21 protein-coding genes are annotated in these 20,665 nt (G+C 39.2%); 13 read left to right on the top strand and 8 right to left on the bottom strand.

Going from position 1 to position 20,665, the window contains the following annotated elements:
• Both H4J69_RS11025 and H4J69_RS11020 read right to left on the bottom strand, forming a co-directional pair.
• Positions 1-1,098, bottom strand: coding sequence for an efflux RND transporter periplasmic adaptor subunit (locus H4J69_RS11025; protein WP_182244385.1), 1,098 nt, complete (start codon positions 1,096-1,098; stop codon positions 1-3).
• A gap of 28 nt (positions 1,099-1,126) precedes the next feature.
• Positions 1,127-1,849 carry a TetR/AcrR family transcriptional regulator gene (locus H4J69_RS11020; RefSeq protein ID WP_182221348.1) on the bottom strand — a complete coding sequence of 241 codons (723 nt, stop codon included), beginning with the start codon at positions 1,847-1,849 and terminating at the stop codon, positions 1,127-1,129.
• Between the two features lie 184 nt (positions 1,850-2,033).
• Between H4J69_RS11020 and H4J69_RS11015 the strand changes: the two genes are divergently transcribed.
• Positions 2,034-5,471, top strand: a complete 3,438-nt coding sequence (locus H4J69_RS11015) for a PAS-domain containing protein (RefSeq protein ID WP_182244384.1) — start codon at positions 2,034-2,036, stop codon at positions 5,469-5,471.
• 139 nt (positions 5,472-5,610) lie between these two features.
• On the opposite strand, the gene H4J69_RS11010 is transcribed toward H4J69_RS11015, so the two are convergent.
• From H4J69_RS11010 to coaBC, 4 genes are all read right to left on the bottom strand, one after another.
• The gene (locus H4J69_RS11010) at positions 5,611-6,270 is read right to left on the bottom strand and encodes a response regulator (RefSeq protein ID WP_404842394.1); all 660 of its coding nucleotides are present in this window, start codon (positions 6,268-6,270) and stop codon (positions 5,611-5,613) included.
• Positions 6,271-6,433: 163 nt separating this feature from the next.
• On the bottom strand, positions 6,434-7,906 hold the full coding sequence (locus tag H4J69_RS11005) for an aminoacyl-histidine dipeptidase (protein WP_182244383.1): 1,473 nt from the start codon (positions 7,904-7,906) through the stop codon (positions 6,434-6,436).
• Positions 7,907-8,001: 95 nt separating this feature from the next.
• Positions 8,002-8,586: a nucleoid occlusion factor SlmA gene (gene slmA / locus H4J69_RS11000; RefSeq protein ID WP_070375422.1), complete on the bottom strand. Its 585-nt coding sequence runs from the start codon at positions 8,584-8,586 to the stop codon at positions 8,002-8,004.
• A gap of 11 nt (positions 8,587-8,597) precedes the next feature.
• Positions 8,598-9,818, bottom strand: coding sequence for a bifunctional phosphopantothenoylcysteine decarboxylase/phosphopantothenate--cysteine ligase CoaBC (gene coaBC, locus H4J69_RS10995; protein WP_182230337.1), 1,221 nt, complete (start codon positions 9,816-9,818; stop codon positions 8,598-8,600).
• An 81-nt stretch (positions 9,819-9,899) separates the two neighbouring features.
• Here coaBC and radC point away from each other — a divergent pair, with 81 nt between their 5' ends.
• From radC to mutM, 9 genes are all read left to right on the top strand, one after another.
• Positions 9,900-10,574, top strand: coding sequence for a DNA repair protein RadC (radC, locus tag H4J69_RS10990; protein ID WP_070375420.1), 675 nt, complete (start codon positions 9,900-9,902; stop codon positions 10,572-10,574).
• Between the two features lie 26 nt (positions 10,575-10,600).
• Positions 10,601-10,927 (top strand): PilZ domain-containing protein, encoded by a 327-nt coding sequence (locus tag H4J69_RS10985; protein WP_182242136.1) that lies wholly within the window; start codon positions 10,601-10,603, stop codon positions 10,925-10,927.
• An 80-nt stretch (positions 10,928-11,007) separates the two neighbouring features.
• Complete coding sequence (locus H4J69_RS10980) at positions 11,008-11,676, top strand: AAA family ATPase (protein ID WP_070375418.1); 669 nt, start codon at positions 11,008-11,010, stop codon at positions 11,674-11,676.
• Entirely contained in the window at positions 11,663-12,043 is a 381-nt protein-coding gene (locus tag H4J69_RS10975; RefSeq protein WP_070375417.1) for a hypothetical protein, read from the top strand. The genes H4J69_RS10980 and H4J69_RS10975 overlap by 14 nt, the downstream gene beginning before the upstream one ends.
• A gap of 233 nt (positions 12,044-12,276) precedes the next feature.
• Positions 12,277-12,513: a 50S ribosomal protein L28 gene (rpmB, locus tag H4J69_RS10970; RefSeq protein WP_070375416.1), complete on the top strand. Its 237-nt coding sequence runs from the start codon at positions 12,277-12,279 to the stop codon at positions 12,511-12,513.
• A 24-nt stretch (positions 12,514-12,537) separates the two neighbouring features.
• Positions 12,538-12,693, top strand: a complete 156-nt coding sequence (gene rpmG, locus H4J69_RS10965; RefSeq protein ID WP_070375415.1) for a 50S ribosomal protein L33 — start codon at positions 12,538-12,540, stop codon at positions 12,691-12,693.
• Between the two features lie 96 nt (positions 12,694-12,789).
• Complete coding sequence (locus tag H4J69_RS10960; protein ID WP_182214549.1) at positions 12,790-13,275, top strand: hypothetical protein; 486 nt, start codon at positions 12,790-12,792, stop codon at positions 13,273-13,275.
• A 32-nt stretch (positions 13,276-13,307) separates the two neighbouring features.
• Positions 13,308-14,213, top strand: a complete 906-nt coding sequence (locus H4J69_RS10955; protein ID WP_259367745.1) for a RimK family alpha-L-glutamate ligase — start codon at positions 13,308-13,310, stop codon at positions 14,211-14,213.
• 28 nt (positions 14,214-14,241) lie between these two features.
• On the top strand, positions 14,242-15,057 hold the full coding sequence (mutM, locus tag H4J69_RS10950) for a bifunctional DNA-formamidopyrimidine glycosylase/DNA-(apurinic or apyrimidinic site) lyase (protein WP_070375413.1): 816 nt from the start codon (positions 14,242-14,244) through the stop codon (positions 15,055-15,057).
• On the opposite strand, the gene coaD is transcribed toward mutM, so the two are convergent.
• Positions 15,054-15,527, bottom strand: coding sequence for a pantetheine-phosphate adenylyltransferase (gene coaD, locus H4J69_RS10945; protein WP_070375412.1), 474 nt, complete (start codon positions 15,525-15,527; stop codon positions 15,054-15,056). The two genes, mutM and coaD, sit on opposite strands and share 4 nt — an antisense overlap.
• Before the next feature lie 144 nt (positions 15,528-15,671).
• Between coaD and H4J69_RS10940 the strand changes: the two genes are divergently transcribed.
• The gene (locus H4J69_RS10940; protein ID WP_231907340.1) at positions 15,672-16,352 is read left to right on the top strand and encodes a TetR/AcrR family transcriptional regulator; all 681 of its coding nucleotides are present in this window, start codon (positions 15,672-15,674) and stop codon (positions 16,350-16,352) included.
• Positions 16,353-16,422: 70 nt separating this feature from the next.
• On the opposite strand, the gene H4J69_RS10935 is transcribed toward H4J69_RS10940, so the two are convergent.
• On the bottom strand, positions 16,423-17,196 hold the full coding sequence (locus H4J69_RS10935) for a 3-deoxy-D-manno-octulosonic acid kinase (protein WP_220465224.1): 774 nt from the start codon (positions 17,194-17,196) through the stop codon (positions 16,423-16,425).
• 52 nt (positions 17,197-17,248) lie between these two features.
• Here H4J69_RS10935 and H4J69_RS10930 point away from each other — a divergent pair, with 52 nt between their 5' ends.
• Together H4J69_RS10930 and H4J69_RS10925 are read left to right on the top strand one after the other, a co-directional pair.
• Positions 17,249-18,322 (top strand): glycosyltransferase family 9 protein, encoded by a 1,074-nt coding sequence (locus H4J69_RS10930; protein WP_182244382.1) that lies wholly within the window; start codon positions 17,249-17,251, stop codon positions 18,320-18,322.
• Positions 18,323-18,554: 232 nt separating this feature from the next.
• Positions 18,555-20,648 carry a TonB-dependent siderophore receptor gene (locus H4J69_RS10925; RefSeq protein WP_182244381.1) on the top strand — a complete coding sequence of 698 codons (2,094 nt, stop codon included), beginning with the start codon at positions 18,555-18,557 and terminating at the stop codon, positions 20,646-20,648.
• Positions 20,649-20,665 lie beyond the last annotated feature (17 nt).

The raw sequence follows: 20,665 nt of genomic DNA, 5'->3' as shown, positions 1-20,665 counted from the left end.
CTATTTCTTATCAGCAGTGCTCGCTGACAAAGACTCAGCGAGGTAAACTTTCATTTGTGGGAATAATTTAAATGCACCTTTTGTAGCAATTAATTGTCCTTCATTGAGGCCTGACAACACCATTACTCGGTCATCATTGCGATCACCCAAAGTCACTTTAACTTTTTTAGCCCGATAAGCACCTTCACCCTCTGCTTCAAGTATAAAAACATAACTTCCTAGTGGATCTCGTGTTATGGCGATATCAGGTACTGATATTAGCGAAGCCTCGGCGGCAATGGGTGAATAAACACTGACTAAGGTATTAGGCTTCAATGCTAATAATGAAGACTTTATTTGTGCGCGATACTTCAAGCTACGTGAAGTCCGTTTTAATTGTGGATCAATGGCAATAATCATCGCTTCATATGACTTAAGCTGATTCATCGGTTGAACGTTAACAACAGATCCCACCCCGAGCTCTTGATAAACTTGTGGTAAGTAGAAATCAATCCAGGTAAATTCGTTAATACCAATCAAGGTCAATACTTGACTGTTTTTATCTAAATATTGTCCTATTTCAAGATTGTGAATGGCCACTTTTGCATCAAAAGGTGCGCTCAGTTTTTTCTTGGCGATCATCGTTTCTAATAAGGCTACATCAGACTTAGCCAATGCAACTTCAGCTTCAGCTTGATCAACAAGTTCTGCACTAATTTCATTGTTTTTCTTTAAGACAAGATAGCGACTATAGGTCTTTTTCGCTAAGGTAAGCTGTGCTTGAGCGGCAATTAACTTCGAGTCTTCATCTCGATGGTCAATTTCAATAAGTACCTGATCTTTTTTCACCAGGCGTCCTGACTGTGCATTTAACAAGGTAATTTGCCCAGCGAATTCATTATTTAATGATAATGATTTAAAGGCTTGCACTTCACCACTGACTTTAAGCATTTCTTGATAATCGACACGAACCGCTTCAGTCGAATTAACCGTTGCTGAAGGCTCAGGCATATTGACTCCCTGCGATGCTTGGGCTTGTAATGATGACTTATAAAAATACAAGCTACTGACCACTGCAGCTAAAATTAGAATAATCAGAATCCATTGACGGATTTTCATAGTATTTCCTTTATTATTTCTCATGTTGTTATCTAAGTTCTGACGTAGTTAGCTGTAGAGCTACTTTTTCAATATCGTCTTTACTGACTTTTTGTCGCCAATCAAAGGTGTTGATAAAGCGTTGTAAATTAAGAATGTGCACATTGTCTGTTGATAAAGAAGTGATACCCTCTTGAGCTTCACTATCTTGTTTGCTGTTTCTATTGTGATGTAATCTTACCGTTTGAAAATAACCTACATTTAAAGACCATGCGCCAATACTTATCTGCTCCATGTCATTAACGCCCGACTGAAGTTCATTAGTATCGACTGCCGTTTGCAACAATACTTTAAATGAATCCTCGCAGACACGACTACAATTAATCATATAATCAAGCCAGCGTTGCGAGCATCGCTTTATAATAGAGCGTGTATTAACAATACTTTCTAGTTGATCATCAAAACTAAACATTTGTACTTTAGAAAAATCGAGTAAGCTTAAAGCAATAATTCGTTCTGGCGTAGTTAGTGGCAGTGCAAGCACTTGACTTACAACCCGATACCTTTCTTGATACATTTTTGTTGCTAAGACAATCAGCAAGTCTTCTTTACATTGCACAAATTTATAGACCGACCCCATAGATAGGCCAGCAGACTTGGCGATTGATGACATTGAAAAATCTAATAAGTTACTTTTTTCTATTGCGGTAACCGCGGCAAACAGAATTAACTTCTCTTGTTCTTCAAGGCTAAATTTTGGTGCGGGTGCCATAGCAACCTCTTTAACTTATTCGTTCGAATGATATTCGAACGCGATTATATAGCAATGTTGTTGAAATGCAATGTCATGAAGTTAATGGCTAAAAAAACTTCGCTTAATTACCCACCAAGTTTTGTATAAATTAGCTTAAATGCTTGGTATTGTAGAAGTATAAAAATAAAAATTGAGATTTATTATGTTTCCTAATTGGCAATTGTCGGTATTGAGTATTGGTTATATTGGCCTGCTTTTTCTTATTGCCTATTTAGGAAACAAATACCGCCATAAAATTGTTCGTAAAAGTCAGGGTATTATTTATGCGCTAACACTAGGGGTTTACTGTACCTCGTGGAGCTTTTTAGGCACTACGGGCCAGGCCTCAACGAACTTTCTTTCTCATATTCCTATCTATTTAGGACCCATTTTATTATTTGTTTTTGCTTGGCCTTTTATCCAACGTATTGTGCGTGTTAGCTTAAAGTTAAACTTAACTTCTCTCGCTGATTTACTCGCCTCACGTTATGGCAAGTCACACAAGCTAGCGATTATGGTGACCATCGTCGCTTTAATCGGCACCATGCCCTATATCGCTCTACAATTAAAAGCTATTGTCTATTCTTTTCAACAACTTCAAGCTGAACAAACGTTAGTGACTTGGCGCTTTGGACTTATTTCAAGCTTAGTACTTGCTGGCTTCACCGTAATATTTGGTATTCGTCACATCGATGTTACCGAGCGCCACCCAGGTGTAATGCTTGCCATTGCTTTTGAATCGTTAGTCAAACTTTTTGCCTTTCTTGCTGTAGGTATCTTTGTGACTTTTTTTGTCTTCGACTCGCCCATGGACATTTGGTACAAGTCAGGAGCAAGTTTACAGCTAGAGCAGCAACTTAACTTTCCTAATATGATGTCGATGTTAGCGATGTTAGTTATTGTTATGGCGGCATTTTTATCCTTACCTCGACAATTTCAAGTCATGGTCGTTGAACTTAAAGACCCAAAAGATACTAAACTCAGTCGAAAAATATTTCCGCTTTATTTATTAGTTTTTGCGGTTTTCGCTGCGCCGCTGGGTATCGCGGGCCAAATGCTCTTGGGTGATAGTGTCCCTTCAGATGCTTATGTTTTATTTTTACCTTGGCATCAACAACAAACCTGGTTAACACTGTTTGCTTTTCTAGGTGCTATTTCTGCTGCCAGCTCTATGGTGATTATTTCTTCGATTGCACTGAGTACGATGTTGAGCAATGAAATAGTTTTCCCTTATATTTTTCGTGCTAGCAAAGCTAAAAACACCGATTTTGATGAATTTAGAATTCGCTTGCTTAACATTCGTAAAGCACTCGTTTTTTTAGTTATTTTACTGGGCTACGGGGTGTTTTTGATGACTTCACCCGATACGCTAAGCTCGTTAGGTGAAATTGCTTTTGGAGCTTTTGCACAATTGACCCCAGCACTTGTTGCGGCATTTTACTGGCGAAGAGCAAGCTTAACTGGAGTATATGCGGGTATTTTAATTGGTTTTTCAATGTGGTTATTACTTAATTTTATTCCACAATTTGGCTTATACGAGCAGCCTTTTACCGGCGGCTTATTATCGGCTAATACCACCGTTAGCCTACTTAGCTTAACGGTTAATATGTTTGTAATGTGGGCATTATCACAAGTCAGTCGCCAAAGTGTGCAAGAGCGGGTACAGGCATCGCTATTTTTAGAGTGGCAAGCACCTAAACTACTCAATTCACAGAAAAAACGTCATATTGATGAACGTGATTTAGAAGTGCTTGTCTCGCGCTTTGTTGGCGAGGGAAAAGCAAAAATTAGTTTTAAACACTTTAAGCAAGGTGTCGTGAAAAAAGAGGTTACTCATCAAGATTATAATCAACAGTTATTACTGCATACTGAAAACACACTGGCAAGTGTTATGGGGGCATCTTCAGCACGTTTAGTCTTATCTTCGGCTTTAGATGGACGCGATATTGCCCTAGACGAAATTGCAGTATTAGTTGAAGATGCTTCGAGCCAGCAGCGTAAATTCAGTCAAAATTTATTACAAAGCGCTATAGAAAACGCCAGTGATGGTATTTCTATTGTCGATAATGAGCTAAAACTAGTCGCTTGGAACAATAAATATATTGATTTATTTTCTTACCCTAAAGAGTTAATTTACAAAGGCTGCCCGATAAAGCACCTTATTCGTTACAACGCCACGCGAGGTCTTTGCGGCGAAGGTGAAATTAGTCGGCAAGTTGAAAAACGTTTAGAGTATTTACGAAACGGAAGCCCTCACAGCTCTGAACGTGAAAACCCTGACGGCCAAGTGATCAGAATTCAAGGTAACCCTTTACCCGGTGGTGGCTTTGTCATGTTGTTTTCTGACGTTACCGCCTATAAAAATGCTGAAAGAGTATTAAAAGATACCAATGTTGATTTAGAAGCCATTATTACCGAACGTACTAAAAAATTAGAAAAAACCAATGAAGATTTAGATGCTGCTCGTGAGAAGGCTGAACAAGCACATATTAAAAAAAGCCTCTATCTGAAAGCCTGCAGCCATGATTTAATGCAGCCATTGGAAGCTGCAAGATTATTTACCTCAGCCTTGAGTAGCCAAGGCAGTTTAAGCGAAAGCCAATTAAGACAAGTCAAAAACATCGATCATTCTTTAAAAGTTGCTAACGACTTACTGGCCGACTTAGCTGAAATAGCACGTATTGAAAGCGGTAATATCACCACCCACCTCACCACATTTTCAGTGAATGATTTATTTAAAGATTTGGCGCAAGAATTCTCAGCGACGGCGGCTGAATATCAAGTTGAATTTAAAGTGGTCTCTTGTAAAGCTTGGATTACTTCAGACCGTAATTTATTACGCCGTATTTTACAGAACTTAATTGGCAATGCCTTTCGCTACGCCAGTCCGGGGAAAATTTTATTAGGATCGCGAACTGTTGGTCAGCAAGTTATTCTGCAAGTATTGGACAACGGTCCAGGCATTCCGCTTGAAAAACAAAAAATTGTTTTCGAGCAATTTACTCAACTAGAAAACAATCCAAGTCATGCCAGCAGAGGTTTAGGATTGGGTCTGAATATTACCCAAAGCTTTGCACAATTATTAGGACACCCGCTGTCGTTAACATCAAAAGAGCAGCAAGGGTGTAAGTTCTCACTCGCTATCACCAAAGCACATCGACAATTTAATATTAAAATTGAGCAGCCAGTCACTAAAATAGGTCTAAAAGACGTCACGGTAATGTGTATTGATAACGACCCTGATGTACTTAATGGCATGACAGAACTGCTCAGTGCTTGGCAGTGTAACGTGTTATCGGCTGAGTCTTTTGAGCAGGCAATGGCAATATTTGCACAGCATCAAAATGAAGTTGAAATTTTATTAGTCGACTACCAGCTTAATAACAATCAAGACGGCTTAACCCTTATCAAAGCGCTACGTGCAAGCAGTAATCATTATATTCCGGCAATATTAATTACAGCGACTACCGATAGTGACATTGAAGAAAAAACCCATAAAGCCGATGTTGGCTTTATGAGAAAACTGGTTAAGCCAGCAGCGCTGCGCGCAATGATGAGTGCACTGCTAGCGAAGAAGTTACAAGATAATTATTCTGAGTAATCGTTATCACCAACGGTTGTTGATGATTGATTTTACAAACCGCTGTGAGTGATTAATTAGAGGGTTGGGCGCTAACAAGCAATTGGCAAGCAATAGCCCATTGCTATTACTGGTAATTGTTAATAGTTAATAGTTGCGGTTAGTGATTAATATTTGGCTCAGCAACATTCAGTGGCGCAATAGCAATAACGGCTTGCGTTCTGTTACGAACATTGAGTTTACGAAAGATAGCAGTAGCATGCGCCTTAATAGTCGCTTCTGAGACATTAAGGTCGTAAGCAATTTGTTTGTTTAATAAGCCTTGGGCAAACATCATTAAAATGCGGTATTGCTGCTGAGTTAAACTCGCCACACGTTCGGCAATATTACTTTCTCCATCACCTTTACTCGCTTGAGCAAAGCTTTCTGGCACCCATACTTCTCCCGCTAAGATTTGTTGAATCGCGTAAATAATAGTTTCAACGGGCGTCGATTTAGGTACAAAACCCGCTGCGCCATATTCCATCGCTTTACGAATAGTATCGTTATCTTCATGAGCCGAGATCATCACTACCGGTATTTGCGGAAAATGATTACGCACATGAATTAAAGTGTTAAAACCATGAGCGCCAGGAATATTTAAGTCTAACAAAACTAAATCACTGTCGGTATTATTAGCGAGTTGTTGTTCAAGTTGCTCGATTGTCTGTGCTTCTAACCACTGAGTTTTATTAAACTTAACATCGAGCGCAGCTAATAACGCTTGTCTAAATAAAGGGTGATCGTCAGCAACTATTATTTTTTCTGGCTGGAACATAATTTAATCCTTAAAACTTTCTTCTTCAAGTATACGGTTTTACCAGAAAAAGTTTATTAGACCTTAGCCTAACAACGCTTGTTTTGATTTAAATCACATTATGTTGAAATTATGCACCTTACTTGATTAAAAGTAAGGCAACATCTTCAGCATAACAACAGAAAAACTAAGCTTTTGCTGGAATATTCTTCAATACTTCAACCAGTAACTGCCAATAAAGCCCAACGGCTTCGACATTCACTTTTTCATCAGGTGAATGAGGAAATTTAATGGTGGGGCCAAACGAAACCATATCCCAGTTTGGATAAGCGTTTTTAAATAAACCACATTCTAAACCGGCATGGATAACCATAATCTCAGGCACTTTATTAAAAAGTGACTGGTAAGTATCACGGACAGTTTTCATAATTCTTGAATCTGTATTAGGCTTCCAGCCGGGATAAGCACCAGAAAACTCAACCTTTGCTCCTGCTAATGTAAAGACTGATTTCACCATAGACTCGGCCAGTAATCGGCCATCGTCATGTAAACTACGAATAAGAGACATAGCTACAAAATTACGCCCTTTACAGCGAACAACCCCTAAGTTAAGCGATGTTTCTACAATACCTTCAATATCGTCACTCATGCGAATAACACCATTGGGGCAAGCGTTAAGGGCGTTTAAAATTAACGACTGTGTTTTAAGACTCCAACACTGGTCGAAAACCTCTGGTGAAATAAGTAACATATCAATATCGGTTTCAATACTGCCTAATGTTGCGCGTAACCTGTCTAAATAATCGTCCAGGCTAAGTTTAAAAGCGCTCACATCTTTTGCTGCAATAACAAAACTGGCATCAGCTTCACGAGGAATAGCGTTACGCAAGCTCCCGCCATTTAAATCAACTAAACGCAAATCAAAATTTTGGCTTGCGTCGAGTAAAAATCGCACTAAAAGTTTATTTGCATTGGCACGACCCGTATCAATGTCTACCCCAGAATGTCCACCTTTTAAACCTGAAAGAGATAAGGTAAATGAAGTAAAATCTTGGGTAACATCTTCAAAAATCAATTTAAAGGTAGCTTCGGCGTCAATACCACCGGCGCACCCCATATAGATTTCACCTTCTTGTTCAGAATCGGTATTAATTAGAATATCACCCTCTAACCAGCCTGCCTCCAAGCCAAAAGCGCCGGTCATGCCAGCTTCTTCATCTATGGTTACTAAAACTTCTAAAGGACCATGAGCGATATCATCGCTTGCCAAAACGGCTAAAGCTGAGCATAAGCCAATACCATTATCAGCGCCTAAGGTGGTGCCTTCTGCTGTAACCCATTGTCCATCGGCTTCTTCAACCGTATAAGGTTTGATAGCATCGGTTAAAAAATCATGAACGGTATCAGCATTTTTTTGTGGAACCATGTCCATATGCGCTTGTAGAATGACGCCTTGGCAGTTTTCCATACCCGCTGTAGCTGGCTTCTTAATAAAGATATTACCAACGGCGTCTTCTTTTACCGATAAACCTTGCTCTTTTGCCCAAGCTTGGATCCAAGCTGATATTTTTTGCTCATGCTTTGAAGGGTGTGGAATACTGCATATTTTTTCAAATAACTGCCATAAATGCATGGGATGAAGCTGTGATAAATTACTCACATTTTTTCCTTAATTTTATTTTAATACTTATTAGTTTATCAACTTACTGAAATCTGTATTGCTAAGGGTTATGTCGTCGCATTTTTACCCGAAACTTACTTACCCGCCATTAAAAATTGCCATTGATCGTTAAAATCTTCGCTAGGCTTCTTGGTAAAACCTGAACGAACATATTGGCTAATTTTTCCTTCAACATAAGCGCCTAAGATATTTGCTAATGCTTGCTCTGAAATGCTAAAGCTCTTACCTTCACGTAATTTTCGCTCACGTAAGACTTGTTTAAATTGCGTTTCTAATTTTTCAAAATACTGATTAACACGTGTTCGTAATCTTTCATTTTCGCCCATTAACGCATCACCAGCCAAGATACGACACATGCCAGGATTACGCTCTGAAAAAACCAACAATACATGCAAAATATGATGACAACGCACCAAAGCTTCTTTGTGATCACTGAGGATTAAATTCACCCGTGAAAACGTTGATTCTTCAATAAAATCAATTAAACCTTCGAACATACGCGCTTTAGAAGGAAAATGGCGATAAAGCGCAGCTTCTGATACACCCACTTCAGCAGCAAGTTTGGCGGTCGTTATTCTCTGGCCAGGACAAGTTTCTAGCATTTTTGCTAAACACTCTAAAATTTGTTGTTTGCGATTAGGTTTTTGCGCTACGGTCATAAATCGTTCTCTTATTTTTTTTCAACATAATGTTGCGAAATTAGTTGTACTAATTGCTCGGCAAGTATTTTTTTTGATGCTAACGGTAGTTCCGTTTTATTTTTATTGGAGAAAACCGTTAAGGCATTATCATCACTATTAAAGCCTTGCCCTGACAGCGCAACATTGTTGGCAGCAATCATATCAAGATTTTTTCTTTTTAATTTATCAAGCGCATAATGTGCGACATCTTGTGTTTCAGCCGCAAAACCGACGGTAAAAGGTTTTACGGATAAAGCAGCAACATCGGCAACAATATCAGGATTTTTCACTAAAATAAGTTGCATTTCATCAGCTGACTTTTTAATTTTTTGCGTTGCTACATCACTGACTCGATAATCAGCAACCGCTGCACAGGCAACAAAAACATCGGCTTTTTTGGCAAGTTCAAGCGCTTGCTGGTGCATTTGCAATGCACTTTCCACCGCTATTTTTTTACAACCATGGGGAACGGCAATACTGACAGGACCCGATATTATTTGGACTTCTGCGCCCGCTAATTGTGCTGCTTGTGCTATGGCATAACCCATTTTTCCTGAGCTATGATTCGAAATATAGCGCACTGGGTCTATAGCTTCACGCGTTGGTCCTGCTGTGATCACCCAACGTTGGCCCGATAAATCTACCTGAGCAATCTTCGACGCTGGTTGAAAAAATTGACAGACATGGCTGACTAAAGGGTCAACATCTAACATTCGCCCTAAACCAACATCACCACAAGCTTGTGCTCCTGAGCCAGGACCAAATACGGCAACTTTTCGTGAAATAAGTTTAGCAATATTTTCTTGAGTAATTGCCGCATGCCACATTTGTTGATTCATCGCTGGAGCGATAGCAATTGGCGCACTTGTTGCCAAACATAATGTAGTTAATAAATCATTCGCCATACCGCAGGTAATACGAGCAATTGCGTCGGCAGTCGCTGGTGCAATTAGGATAAAGTCTGCCCATTTTGCTAATTCTATATGCCCCATAGCTAATTCTGCTTGGCTATCAAGCAAACTGTCTGAAACGCCATTGGCAGAAACGGCCTGTAATGTTAGTGGAGTGATAAAAGCTTTTGCCGCTGTTGTCATCACTACACGAACATCTGCGCCATTATCTTTTAAACGACGCACTAATTCTGGCGTTTTATAGGCAGCGATACCGCCAGTAATACCCAGAACTATTTTTTTACCCTGTAAAATTTGCATAAACTGCTAGTCTTAATAACGATAAGTGGCGATAAGATACCATTAATTTGCCCATTTACAAATTTGCTTTGCAAGGATGCGGTGATGTTAAAAGATTGGTTAGAAAATGAAAAACCCAGGGAAAAGCTACTACACAAAGGACCTAGCAGTTTAAGTGATGCGGAATTATTGGCTATATTTTTACGCACGGGAGTAAAGGGATGCCATGTAGTTGAGCTAGCTCAGCAGCTTTTAAAAAGTTTTGGCAGCATTGCCGCCATCTATCGCGCAACTGAGCAGGAGTTTTGTCAACATCATGGCTTAGGCGTGGCGAAATATGTACAGTTACAAGCTTGTTTGGAGATGTCAAAGCGCTATCTTAGCGAGCAATTGCAAAAAGGTACTGCGTTAACCTCTTCACAGGTGACACGAGATTACTTGATCAGTGAATTACGTGGTGAAAGCAGAGAAGTCTTTGCGGTAATGTTTCTCGACAGCCAGCATCAAGTGTTAACCTTTGAACGATTATTTTTTGGCACCATTAACGCGGCAGCTGTCTACCCGAGAATAGTGGTTGAGCAGGCGTTAAAACAAAAAGCCGTCGCGGTAATTTTAGCGCATAATCATCCTTCGGGTATTGCCGAAGCGAGCATTGCGGATAAACAAATTACCAAAAGACTAGAACAGGCACTAAGCTTAATTGATATACAAGTACTCGATCACATTATTGTTGCCGGTAATCAGTGTTACTCGTTTGCTGAACACGGTGAATTATAAATAATAAATAACAGAAGGAGCTTTAGATGAATGAACCTAAACCCAATCAGAGCAGCGACGACGAGCGACGACAATCTTTTCGCTTAGATATGGAAAAAGAGTTAGTTGATATACGTTGGGTAAATGACCAGCAACAAACCGTGCAACGAAAAATTACTTGTTTGGACTTTTCGCGTGGCGGCTTAAAGCTCGATTGCGACCATGTCATTCCACTACAAACTAAAGTGACCGTCGTTTTTAAGGTAGCCAACCCCAATAGCCAAAATTTATATGGCACAGTGATCCGCTGTATTAAGCAACCGAATGGTTATTTTGAATTAGCACTACGCTTAGAAAATGAAAATGCAAAATAAAATAGTTGCACTATAATTAATTCTCGACGCGAATGTTACAACAGCAAATGTTACAACAAGAGGTAAGGACATTTTATATTATGATGATTTTAGTAGGTGGCGAAAAAGGGGGTAGTGGTAAAAGCTGTTTAGCACAGAATTTAGCCGTTTATTTTGCCCGAGATAAAAAAGCTATCGTGTTGATGGTTGACTGTGATCCACAAAGAACAACCTCTGACTGGATACAAGCAAGAAATTCTGATCCGTCGTTACCCGCGATAAACTGTATTCAATTATACGGTAAAATTCGTAACGATTTACTCAGTTTAGTACAGCATTATGATTATGTAATTGTTGACTGTGGTGGCCAAGATAACTTAGCGCTTCGTGCTGCAATGTCGGTTGCTGACCATGTTATTATTCCGCTGCGCCCTAAACGTCGAGATCTAAAAACCGTGCCGCACATGGAAGATATGCTCAGTACCTGTAAAATGGTTAACCCAAAAATGCTCGCCTCTTTTGTTATCACCCAATGCCCATCGTTGCCCAACCAAGGTAAACGAATATTAGAAGCAAAAGATGTTTGCCGCTCATATGGTATTAACGTATTAAACGCGGTAACCTTTAGTCGTAATGTTTATGATGACAGCGAAGAACAAGGCTCTTCAGTACTCGAAATAGAACCTCAGGGTAAAGCAGCAATAGAAATGACTGCTATAGCTGAAGAATTATTAGCAATGAAACCGGACAACTCACATGAGTTTAACTGACCTAAAGAAAACCACACAAGGAAATAAAAAGAAAAGGGAATTTACTGTTGACGAATTTATTGCTGACGCAGAAAATTACGCGTTAGGGCACCCTGAAATTGTTAATAGCGACAACACAAAAAATGTCTCTATTGAACAAGCCATTCTTGCTGCAAAACAGCAATTGGCAAGTAAGAATATGAAAGGAAATAAGCCCTTTCGTCATGCCACTTTCACTCTCAGTGAACAAGCGATTATCCAATTACAAGATCTCGCCAAAGAAACTAAATTAGCCAAATCACATATTATTCGTATTTTAATTAACGAACTTTGTGACGAAGAACAGCATAATAAACTGAAAAAATTGCTCGACTCAGGCATAAATTAACAACAATTTGATATTTATCTGTGCAATTATCACTCAAACCTTGCATTATACTGCCACAAAAAACAGATAAACCATTGTAAAGTAATACAATATTAAGTTAATATAGTTTTTTCTTATTAAAGGTGGCTTTCATTTTTCAGTTTCACTATAATATGCCACCTTTTTCAGGATCCCGAGGCGACGGTCTTGGGGAATAATAGTTCGACCTGGAATTAATTTTTGGAGTACTCAGAATGTCTAAAGTTTGCCAAGTAACAGGCAAAGTGCCAATGGTTGGAAACAACCGTTCACATGCAAGAAACGCGACTCGTCGTCGTTTTTTACCAAACCTTCAATCTCACCGTTTTTGGGTGGAGAGTGAAAATCGTTTCGTTAAATTACGTTTAACTCCGAAAGGAATGCGTATTATCGATAAGAAAGGTATTGATGTAGTATTAACTGACATCCGTGCCCGTGGCGGAAAAGTTTAACAACTACTTTTAGAGGAAATTATTATGCGCGATAAAATTCGTTTAGTTTCTAGTGCCGGTACTGGTCATTTTTATACTACTGATAAGAATAAAAAGACTATGCCTGAAAAGATGGAGATCAAGAAATTTGATCCACGCATCCGTCAGCACGTAATGTACAAAGAAGCTAAAATTAAGTAATTTAATTCAAGTTTTTAAAAACCCAGCAATTGCTGGGTTTTTTATTGCCTAAAATTTAGTATCATCACTATTATCGTATTTAATAATGAGTCTTTTATGAAGCTCTCTCGTACTGGTTGGAACAACGTTATCATTTTTTCAGTGATGATTTTTATTCTGGTGATTAACGTGACCAATAAAAAATTATATTCATCAACTGACCAACAAGATAATAAACAACAGACCTTATTTGCCAAACATGCTGTTATTCTATCGCTAGCGGTTAACCAGCAAGTGGCGATAGAACGCATCGGACGCACTTGGCGAGCAACACCAGCAAAAATATCAGGACAAGCATTAGAGCAAATGATGCTCACATGGCATGAGATAACAGGTGACATAGTTACTGTTCCACCCGAGCTTGACCACCAAATGGCGTTAGTTGTTACGGTTGAATTAGCCGGTGAAGCGCAAGCTCAATTACTTAATTTGTTTATTACTGATAATGAATTGCTGGTCTTTAATCCTCAGCAAAAAAGATGGTTAGCTTTTCCGTTGGCAATATTTTCACAGCTCATTCCCAATGAAATATTAGCCAGTTAACTTCCCCTTTCACTAAAACTATAAAGAAGACCATGTCGATGACTCATCATAAAATACAAGACTGCGCGATACTGACCATGGACAACCTTGAAAATTTTGAGGCTTACGACCATTTACTTGCACAGCCACTACTCGCGTTAGGTTGGCAAATTCATATGGTGTCATGGCATGATAAAAGTGTTAATTGGAACGACTATGCTGCCGTTATTATTCGTTCGCCATGGGATTACCAAGACGATGCGGCTGAATTTTTAAAGGTGTTAACTGATATTGAGCAATCTAGTGCTCACCTTGAAAATAGTTTACTAACAGTTGAGTGGAATATTGATAAAAAATATTTACGTGAATTAGTTAGCCTTGATGTAAATATTGTTAAAACATTGTGGCGGAAAAATTTAACGCCGCAACAGCTAGATCAATATTTTACTGAATTAAATGTTGATCAATTAGTCATTAAGCCTCGTATAAGTGCAAATGCTGATAATACTTTTTGGCTAACAAAAGAAAATCATCAAACATTTTATCCGCAACTTGCCCAAGCGTTTTCAGCCAGTGAGTTTTTAGTTCAGCCCTTTATGAAAAATGTTATTGATGAAGGTGAGTTTTCACTGTTTTATTTTAATGGCCACTACAGTCACGCCATTTTAAAAACACCAAAAGACGATGATTTTCGCGTTCAAGAAGAACATGGCGGTCGTTTAAGGTCAATAACACCCGAAGCAAGCTTAACAAAGCATGCAGAGCAGGCCCTTAAAGCGATAAAAACGCAAATAGGCATGCCACTATACGCTCGCGTTGATTTTGTACGCTGTGAGCAGGGTTTTGCCCTTATGGAAGCTGAGCTAATTGAGCCTTCATTATATTTTAATATGGATGAACAATCAGCAACACGCTTTGCCGATGCTTTTGTTCATCGCATGCAAGCATTAACACTGTAATTTACCATAAACCCGATATAGAGCTACTATGCCCGAATTACCTGAAGTAGAAGTTTGCCGACAAGGCATTAGTCCCCATATTTTAAAGCAAACCGTTTCGCAAGTCGTTGTACGTAATGCAAAATTACGTTGGCCTATTCCTGAAACAGTACAAAGTATGATTGGTCATAGTGTTCATGCTGTTGAACGCCGCTCAAAATATTTATTAATTAAGTTTTCACATGGCACCTTAGTTTTGCATTTAGGCATGTCAGGAACCATTAGAGTTATTGAAGCCGATACACCTATCGCAAAGCATGACCATTTTGATTTAGTCTTCGCACACGGCAAAGCGTTACGTTTGAATGACCCTCGACGTTTTGGCGCGGTATTATGGTTTAAAGACAATATTGACGAGCGAGGTTTATTAAGTAAATTAGGACCCGAGCCATTGAGTGATGACTTCACTTACGGTTATTTATTTACTAAGGCACAGAATCGCAAAGTACCAATAAAAACCTTTTTAATGTCAAACCCTGTTGTGGTCGGTGTCGGTAATATTTACGCAAATGAAGCATTGTTTAAAGCCGGTATTTTACCAACGGCCTTAGCCGGAACAATTTCTGCAGCACGTTTTGATCAGCTTACCGATATTATCAAACAAGTATTAACTGCAGCCATTGCCCAAGGCGGCACAACCTTAAAAGATTTTACTCAAGCAGATGGTCGCCCAGGATATTTTGCACAAGAATTATTAGTTTACGGTCGAGCAGGCAAGCAATGTAATAGCTGCCAAACGATTCTTGAAGAAGTTAGACAATCGAATCGCAGCTCGGTGTTCTGTCCGAACTGCCAAACTGATTAAGTATCGTCGAGTGCGGCTTTTACAATAGGATGAACAAATTGACTCACATCACCATTATGCAAGGATACTTCTTTTACTAAGGTTGACGAGATAAAAGAATTTCCTTCTGATGGTGTCAAAAATACACTTTCGAGTTCAGGGGCTAAACGTCTATTCATATTGGCTAATTGAAATTCATAATCAAAATCAGACACAGCGCGCAAGCCGCGGATCAGTACTTTGGCTTGATTTTTTTTAGCAAAATCGACTAGCAAGCCACTAAAACCAACCACGGTGATATTAGGCAGATGTCGACTCACTTCTTCAATCATAGCAACACGCTGCGCTAAATCAAAACGAGGCTTTTTACTTGGGCTGGCAGCAACACCAACAATAACTTCAGAAAACAAAGCACTCGCACGTTCAATTAAATCTGTGTGGCCGTTAGTGACCGGATCAAAGGTTCCTGGGTAAATCGCTTTTATCGTCATTAGTTGTATCTTCTTTATAAACTTAAAAACATTGTAAAGGCTATTTTTAGTGAATGGAAACTTACAAAGACGAATTTGTTAAAGTATTTACTCGAAAAGCCTTTCCGTCAGTTCAATTTTGATAGTATGATGGAAAATAATACAATGATAAAAACAGAAGTAACTGACATGAAAACCCGTGATAAAATTATTCAAGCCAGCATTGAGCTTTTCAATGAACAAGGCGAGCGCAACGTAACAACCAATCATATTGCAGCGCATTTAAGCATTAGTCCGGGTAACCTCTATTATCATTTTCGCAATAAAGAAGACATTATTCTTTCCATCTACGAAGAATATGCACGTAACCTATTACTAGATACAGTCCCTTTTGTAACGCCCGAAGTAAAGCCCCTCGATACCATCATTTTATATATGGATGCTGTTTTTCAAGCACTGATGAAGTTTAGATTTTTCTACAGTAACCTGCCGGTATTGTTAGCAAAAAACCCTTTATTACATGAAAAATATGTTGATGTACAATCATCAATAGCTACCCGTGTCAGTGAGATGCTGTTGTCATTACGTAGTACTCATATGATGAAGTTTGCTGATGAAGACTTACCTGATATTGTCAGTATCTTGCGTTTAGTGAACACCTTCTGGTTAAGCTTTTATCAAACCCAAAATAAAAACATTGAAATTACTGATGCTGTTTTTTATGAAGGCGTCTTAAAAATATTAGTGATTATTCAACCTTATATCACTGAATCTGCAATGCCTGAGTTTTTAGAAGCGCGTACCATGTACCGTAAACGTTGTATGGAAGTCGCTGAAATCGCTTAATCACCAACCGCCTGATCAGTTGAAAATCAAAATATTATTCAATTAAATTTTGCATTTTTAATGCCGTTAATCACTCATTTGACTGCAGGTATCCTGCTAATAGAAGTTGCCAGTCTGATTTTTGCCAATTAAAGTTTGGCAATTTTGCTTTTTCTTTTTCAAAAGAACGTAATAATCTTGCCATATTAGCTTGCTGCCATGATTGAGCAACCGCTCGTTGTTCGCCGCGATCAAAATCAATCAACCAAACATTGTTCTCTTCATCGAGCAGAATATTGTGACTATTTAAATCATGATGATAAATGCCAGCATCATGAAAACGACGGATCACCTTGCCCACTTCTCGCCAAATGTGCTCGACTAAGGGTGCTTTTGATAAAACCGCGACTAAATCTTGAGCATGTTCAATTCGAGAAGATAACAAATCAGCTTGATAAAAAAGCCCCTGCTTAATCACTCGAAAAGCAACCGGCTTTGGCGCTGGCAGTGCTAACCCCTGTAGCGTATTCAATAAATGGTATTCTTGGGCGGCTCGAGTACTATTTTGTCCCGTAAAAAAATATTTATCATTAATTATTTTGCCAATTAAACCACCACGAAAATAATGACGTAACACCCACTGTTGTTTTTCCATGGTGTTTACTTCTGGAGAGTCGTACTGAACAAACCAAGTAGTACCACGCCCTTGGGCACTGCCGGTAATGGCATTATTTTCATGCCAAAAATCACTATTAAGCATTTCAGGAGAAAAGTCATCGATTGCATTGGCGTTATAGCAACAATAAATATTAGCTTGTTGGTAAATTTTTTCTTGGTAAGGTTTTACAATTGCTGACTGTTTCAAGATAATAGACTCAATTCAAATACTTTATATGCTCTATTGTGGTGATTCCTTTATGCTGGGTCAATTAACAGCGCCAAAAAATTTATGTTTATTACGCTTATCTGCTATCGGAGACGTTTGTCACGCCGTAGCTATGGTGCAACAAATTCAACGTTTTTATCCTCAAACAAAAATTACTTGGGTGATAGGCAAAGTAGAGGCGAACTTATTACAAGGATTGCCACAGGTAAAATTTGTCATATTTGATAAGAAAGCAGGCTTAAAAGGCTATCGGGATTTACGTGCTGAGTTAGCCGATCAAAAATTTGATGTGCTATTACATATGCAAGTAGCCTTGCGTGCCAGTTTAGCGAGTTGCTGTATTAAAGCAAAAATAAAAATAGGTTTCGACCGTAAACGAGCTAAAGAAGGCCAGTGGCTTTTCACTAATCATCAGATAGCGCCACAACATCAACCACATGTACTTGATGGTTTTATTGGTTTTGCAGAAGCTATCGGTGTTCCCAGCGAAAGTCCTAGCTGGCAAATGCCAATTGGTGACGAAAACGAACTTTGGGCAAGTGAGCGGCTATCGTTAGCATCTGATAAACCTATTGCGGTTATTTCGCCCGCGGCAAGTAAAGCTGAGAGAAATTGGCATGCCGAAGGTTATGCAAAAATAGCCGATTATTTAACAGCGTTAGGTTTTCAAGTGGTTATTTGTGGCGGACCGACCACATTAGAAACATTACTAGCCACTGAGATTATCAGTTTAAGCCAATGCAACCTTGTTAACCTTGTTGGCCAAACCAATTTGAAACAGCTACTTGGTGTGCTTAAAATAGCTCATTTGGTGATAGCTCCTGATACTGGGCCAGCGCACATGGCAGTCACTGTTGGCACACCCGTTATTGGCTTGTACGCGCACAGTAATCCTTGCCGTACCGGGCCATATTTATATCAAAACTATGTAGTAAGTTGCTACCAACATACTGCCCAAGAACAATATAGACAACCTATTGAACAGCTACCTTGGGGGATTCGCGCCAAAGGTAGTGATTTAATGAATGGTATTACTTTCAGCCAAGTTAAAGAAAAACTGCACCTACTTCTTGATGAACACTACCCTGAGTTTCTCCTTAAATAATAGTGACGGTTAAACTGCCTCACATCAACTATAAATTCAAAACAAGGTCTTGCATTATTTTAGCGAGACCAGGGATCCTTGCGCCACATTTAACTTAACAAGCAACAACAACCGAATAACAGTTATCGGGAAAAAGACAATAAAGTAAATTTATTTGTTGCAAATGATAATCACTATCATTAGTATTCGCACCAAGTAAATTTATCTCTCAATTTTTCTCTTAGGAATAACAATGAAGTATTCACCTGTCTGCTTAGCAATTTTCGTTGGCTTAACGCCTTTTTCATCAAGTGCCAATGAAAGCGCTACAAATAATAGCTCTGTTGAAGTTATTGAAGTTAAAGGTAGTTATTTTAATAACTATAAAGTTGACCAAGCACATGGCGCAATGCGGACCAATGTTTCTTTATTAGAAACTTCTCAGTCGGTCACCGTTATTCCCAACTCGGTAATAGCAGAACAACTAGCGACAACATTAGGCGAAGTATTAACCAATGACGCAAGTTTAACTGCCGGCTCTAAACAACGTAATCGTGAAGTATTCAATCTACGCGGCTTTGAACTAAGTTCTTCCAATGGCTACCTTAGAGATGGCCACCAGCATTGGTCACACTACCAACAACCTATCGAAATCTTAGAAAATATCGAAGTGATTAAAGGTCCTTCAAGTATTTTATATGGTCAATCAGGGCCTGGTGGATTAGTGAATATGGTGACAAAAAAGCCAACAGCTAAAACATTATTTACGCTAGGTGTTGATGTTGACCAAGAAGGTTCAAGCCGATTATCGTTAGATGCTGGTGGCTCGTTAACTGATGATGAGTCATTACGTTACAGAGGTGTACTGGTTAAACAAGATGCTAAATATCAGCATGAGTACCAAAACAATGAACAACGTCAGCGCGATCGTTTTCTAGGTGCGTTAGTCATTGACTATGATATTTCAGACGATGCCATGGTACGCCTTCATTATGACCGAACGGACGATGAAGCAGGGTTAGATACAGGTTCTTGGTTAGATGAAAAAGGCGATGTTATTGGTCATGATAAAACCATTCGTGATATGTCTTGGGCATTTACTGACATTACCGTTGAAAACATCGGTGTTGATATCAACTATGCATTAAATAATCAGTGGCAACTTGCACTCGGCTACAATGAACAAAGCTTTAAACGCCAACGATTTGAATCGTCTCCTAAAAAACCCACAACTTTTTTAGAGGGTGATAGCTATACCTCTAATCCCTACGACCGTTTTGATGACTGGCAGTTTAAAACTGCTTTTATCGATTTTACTGGAGAATTTACCCTCGCCGGTCTCGATCATCAATTATTAATTGGCGCTAATTCTTTAGACTATTACTACGGACAACGTAAAGTAAATGGCGAGTCAATTAACTACTCTAGCGACCAAGAAGAGCCAGCACGACCTGATATCAGCTACACAACTGACGATTCACTTTACACCAGTGCCTATGATTACTATGGCATTTATTTACAAGACTTAATCACCTTAAATGATCAATGGCAAATATCGGTCGGAGGACGTTACGACAAGCAAAGTAAAGAAGGCGCGAACAATGAGTCGTTCTTGCCTAAAGCTGGGCTTTTATTTCATCCTGATGCCCAAACCACTTTCTACGCGAGTTATTCAGAAGGGTTTGAACCCCAGAGCAGCGAAACACTCGAAAACGATCGAGATATTAATCACGGCATGAAGCTCGAGGCCATGACATCTAAACAACTTGAAATCGGCTCTAAGTGGCAATTATTTGATGAACGTTTATTAGTAACGACCGCTATTTTTGATATTACCAAAACAGGCAAGTTAATCACTGAAACAATCAACGGCGATCCTAATTTTGATACGCAAACTGAACAGGCAGGTGAGCAGCGTCACAAAGGTTTCGAAGTTGCTGCACAAGGCGCAATAAACGATAAGCTCTTTGTTATGGCATCGTTAATGAACTTAGCCGCAAAATACGACAAAGATGAAAATTATCAAGGAAAAACCCCTGTTGATGCTCCCGAGTGGTCAGCATCAATTTGGTCTCGTTATGAATTAACGGACCAACTTGCTCTTAATGCGGGTGCATTTTATCAAGGTGAACGTTTTGCCGATAGCGATAACACTATATCCAAAGATGCTTATACCCGTATCGATGTTGGAGCAACCTATAAGACCACAATAAGTGGCCAAGGTGTTGATTTCCGCTTCAACATACAAAACTTGCTCGATACTGATTACCTTGCTGGTGGTGGTATATCTAGCGTTACCGCAGGCGACGGAATTAGCTACCGATTAGCCGCACAGATATCATTCTAAATTGACTAAAAATAATG

Origin of the sequence: Colwellia sp. BRX10-9, assembly GCF_014077405.1 — a bacterium.
Classification (GTDB): domain Bacteria; phylum Pseudomonadota; class Gammaproteobacteria; order Enterobacterales; family Alteromonadaceae; genus Colwellia_A.
Note: the sequence above shows the minus strand (reverse complement) of the source record. Positions and strands in the feature narration are given on the sequence as shown.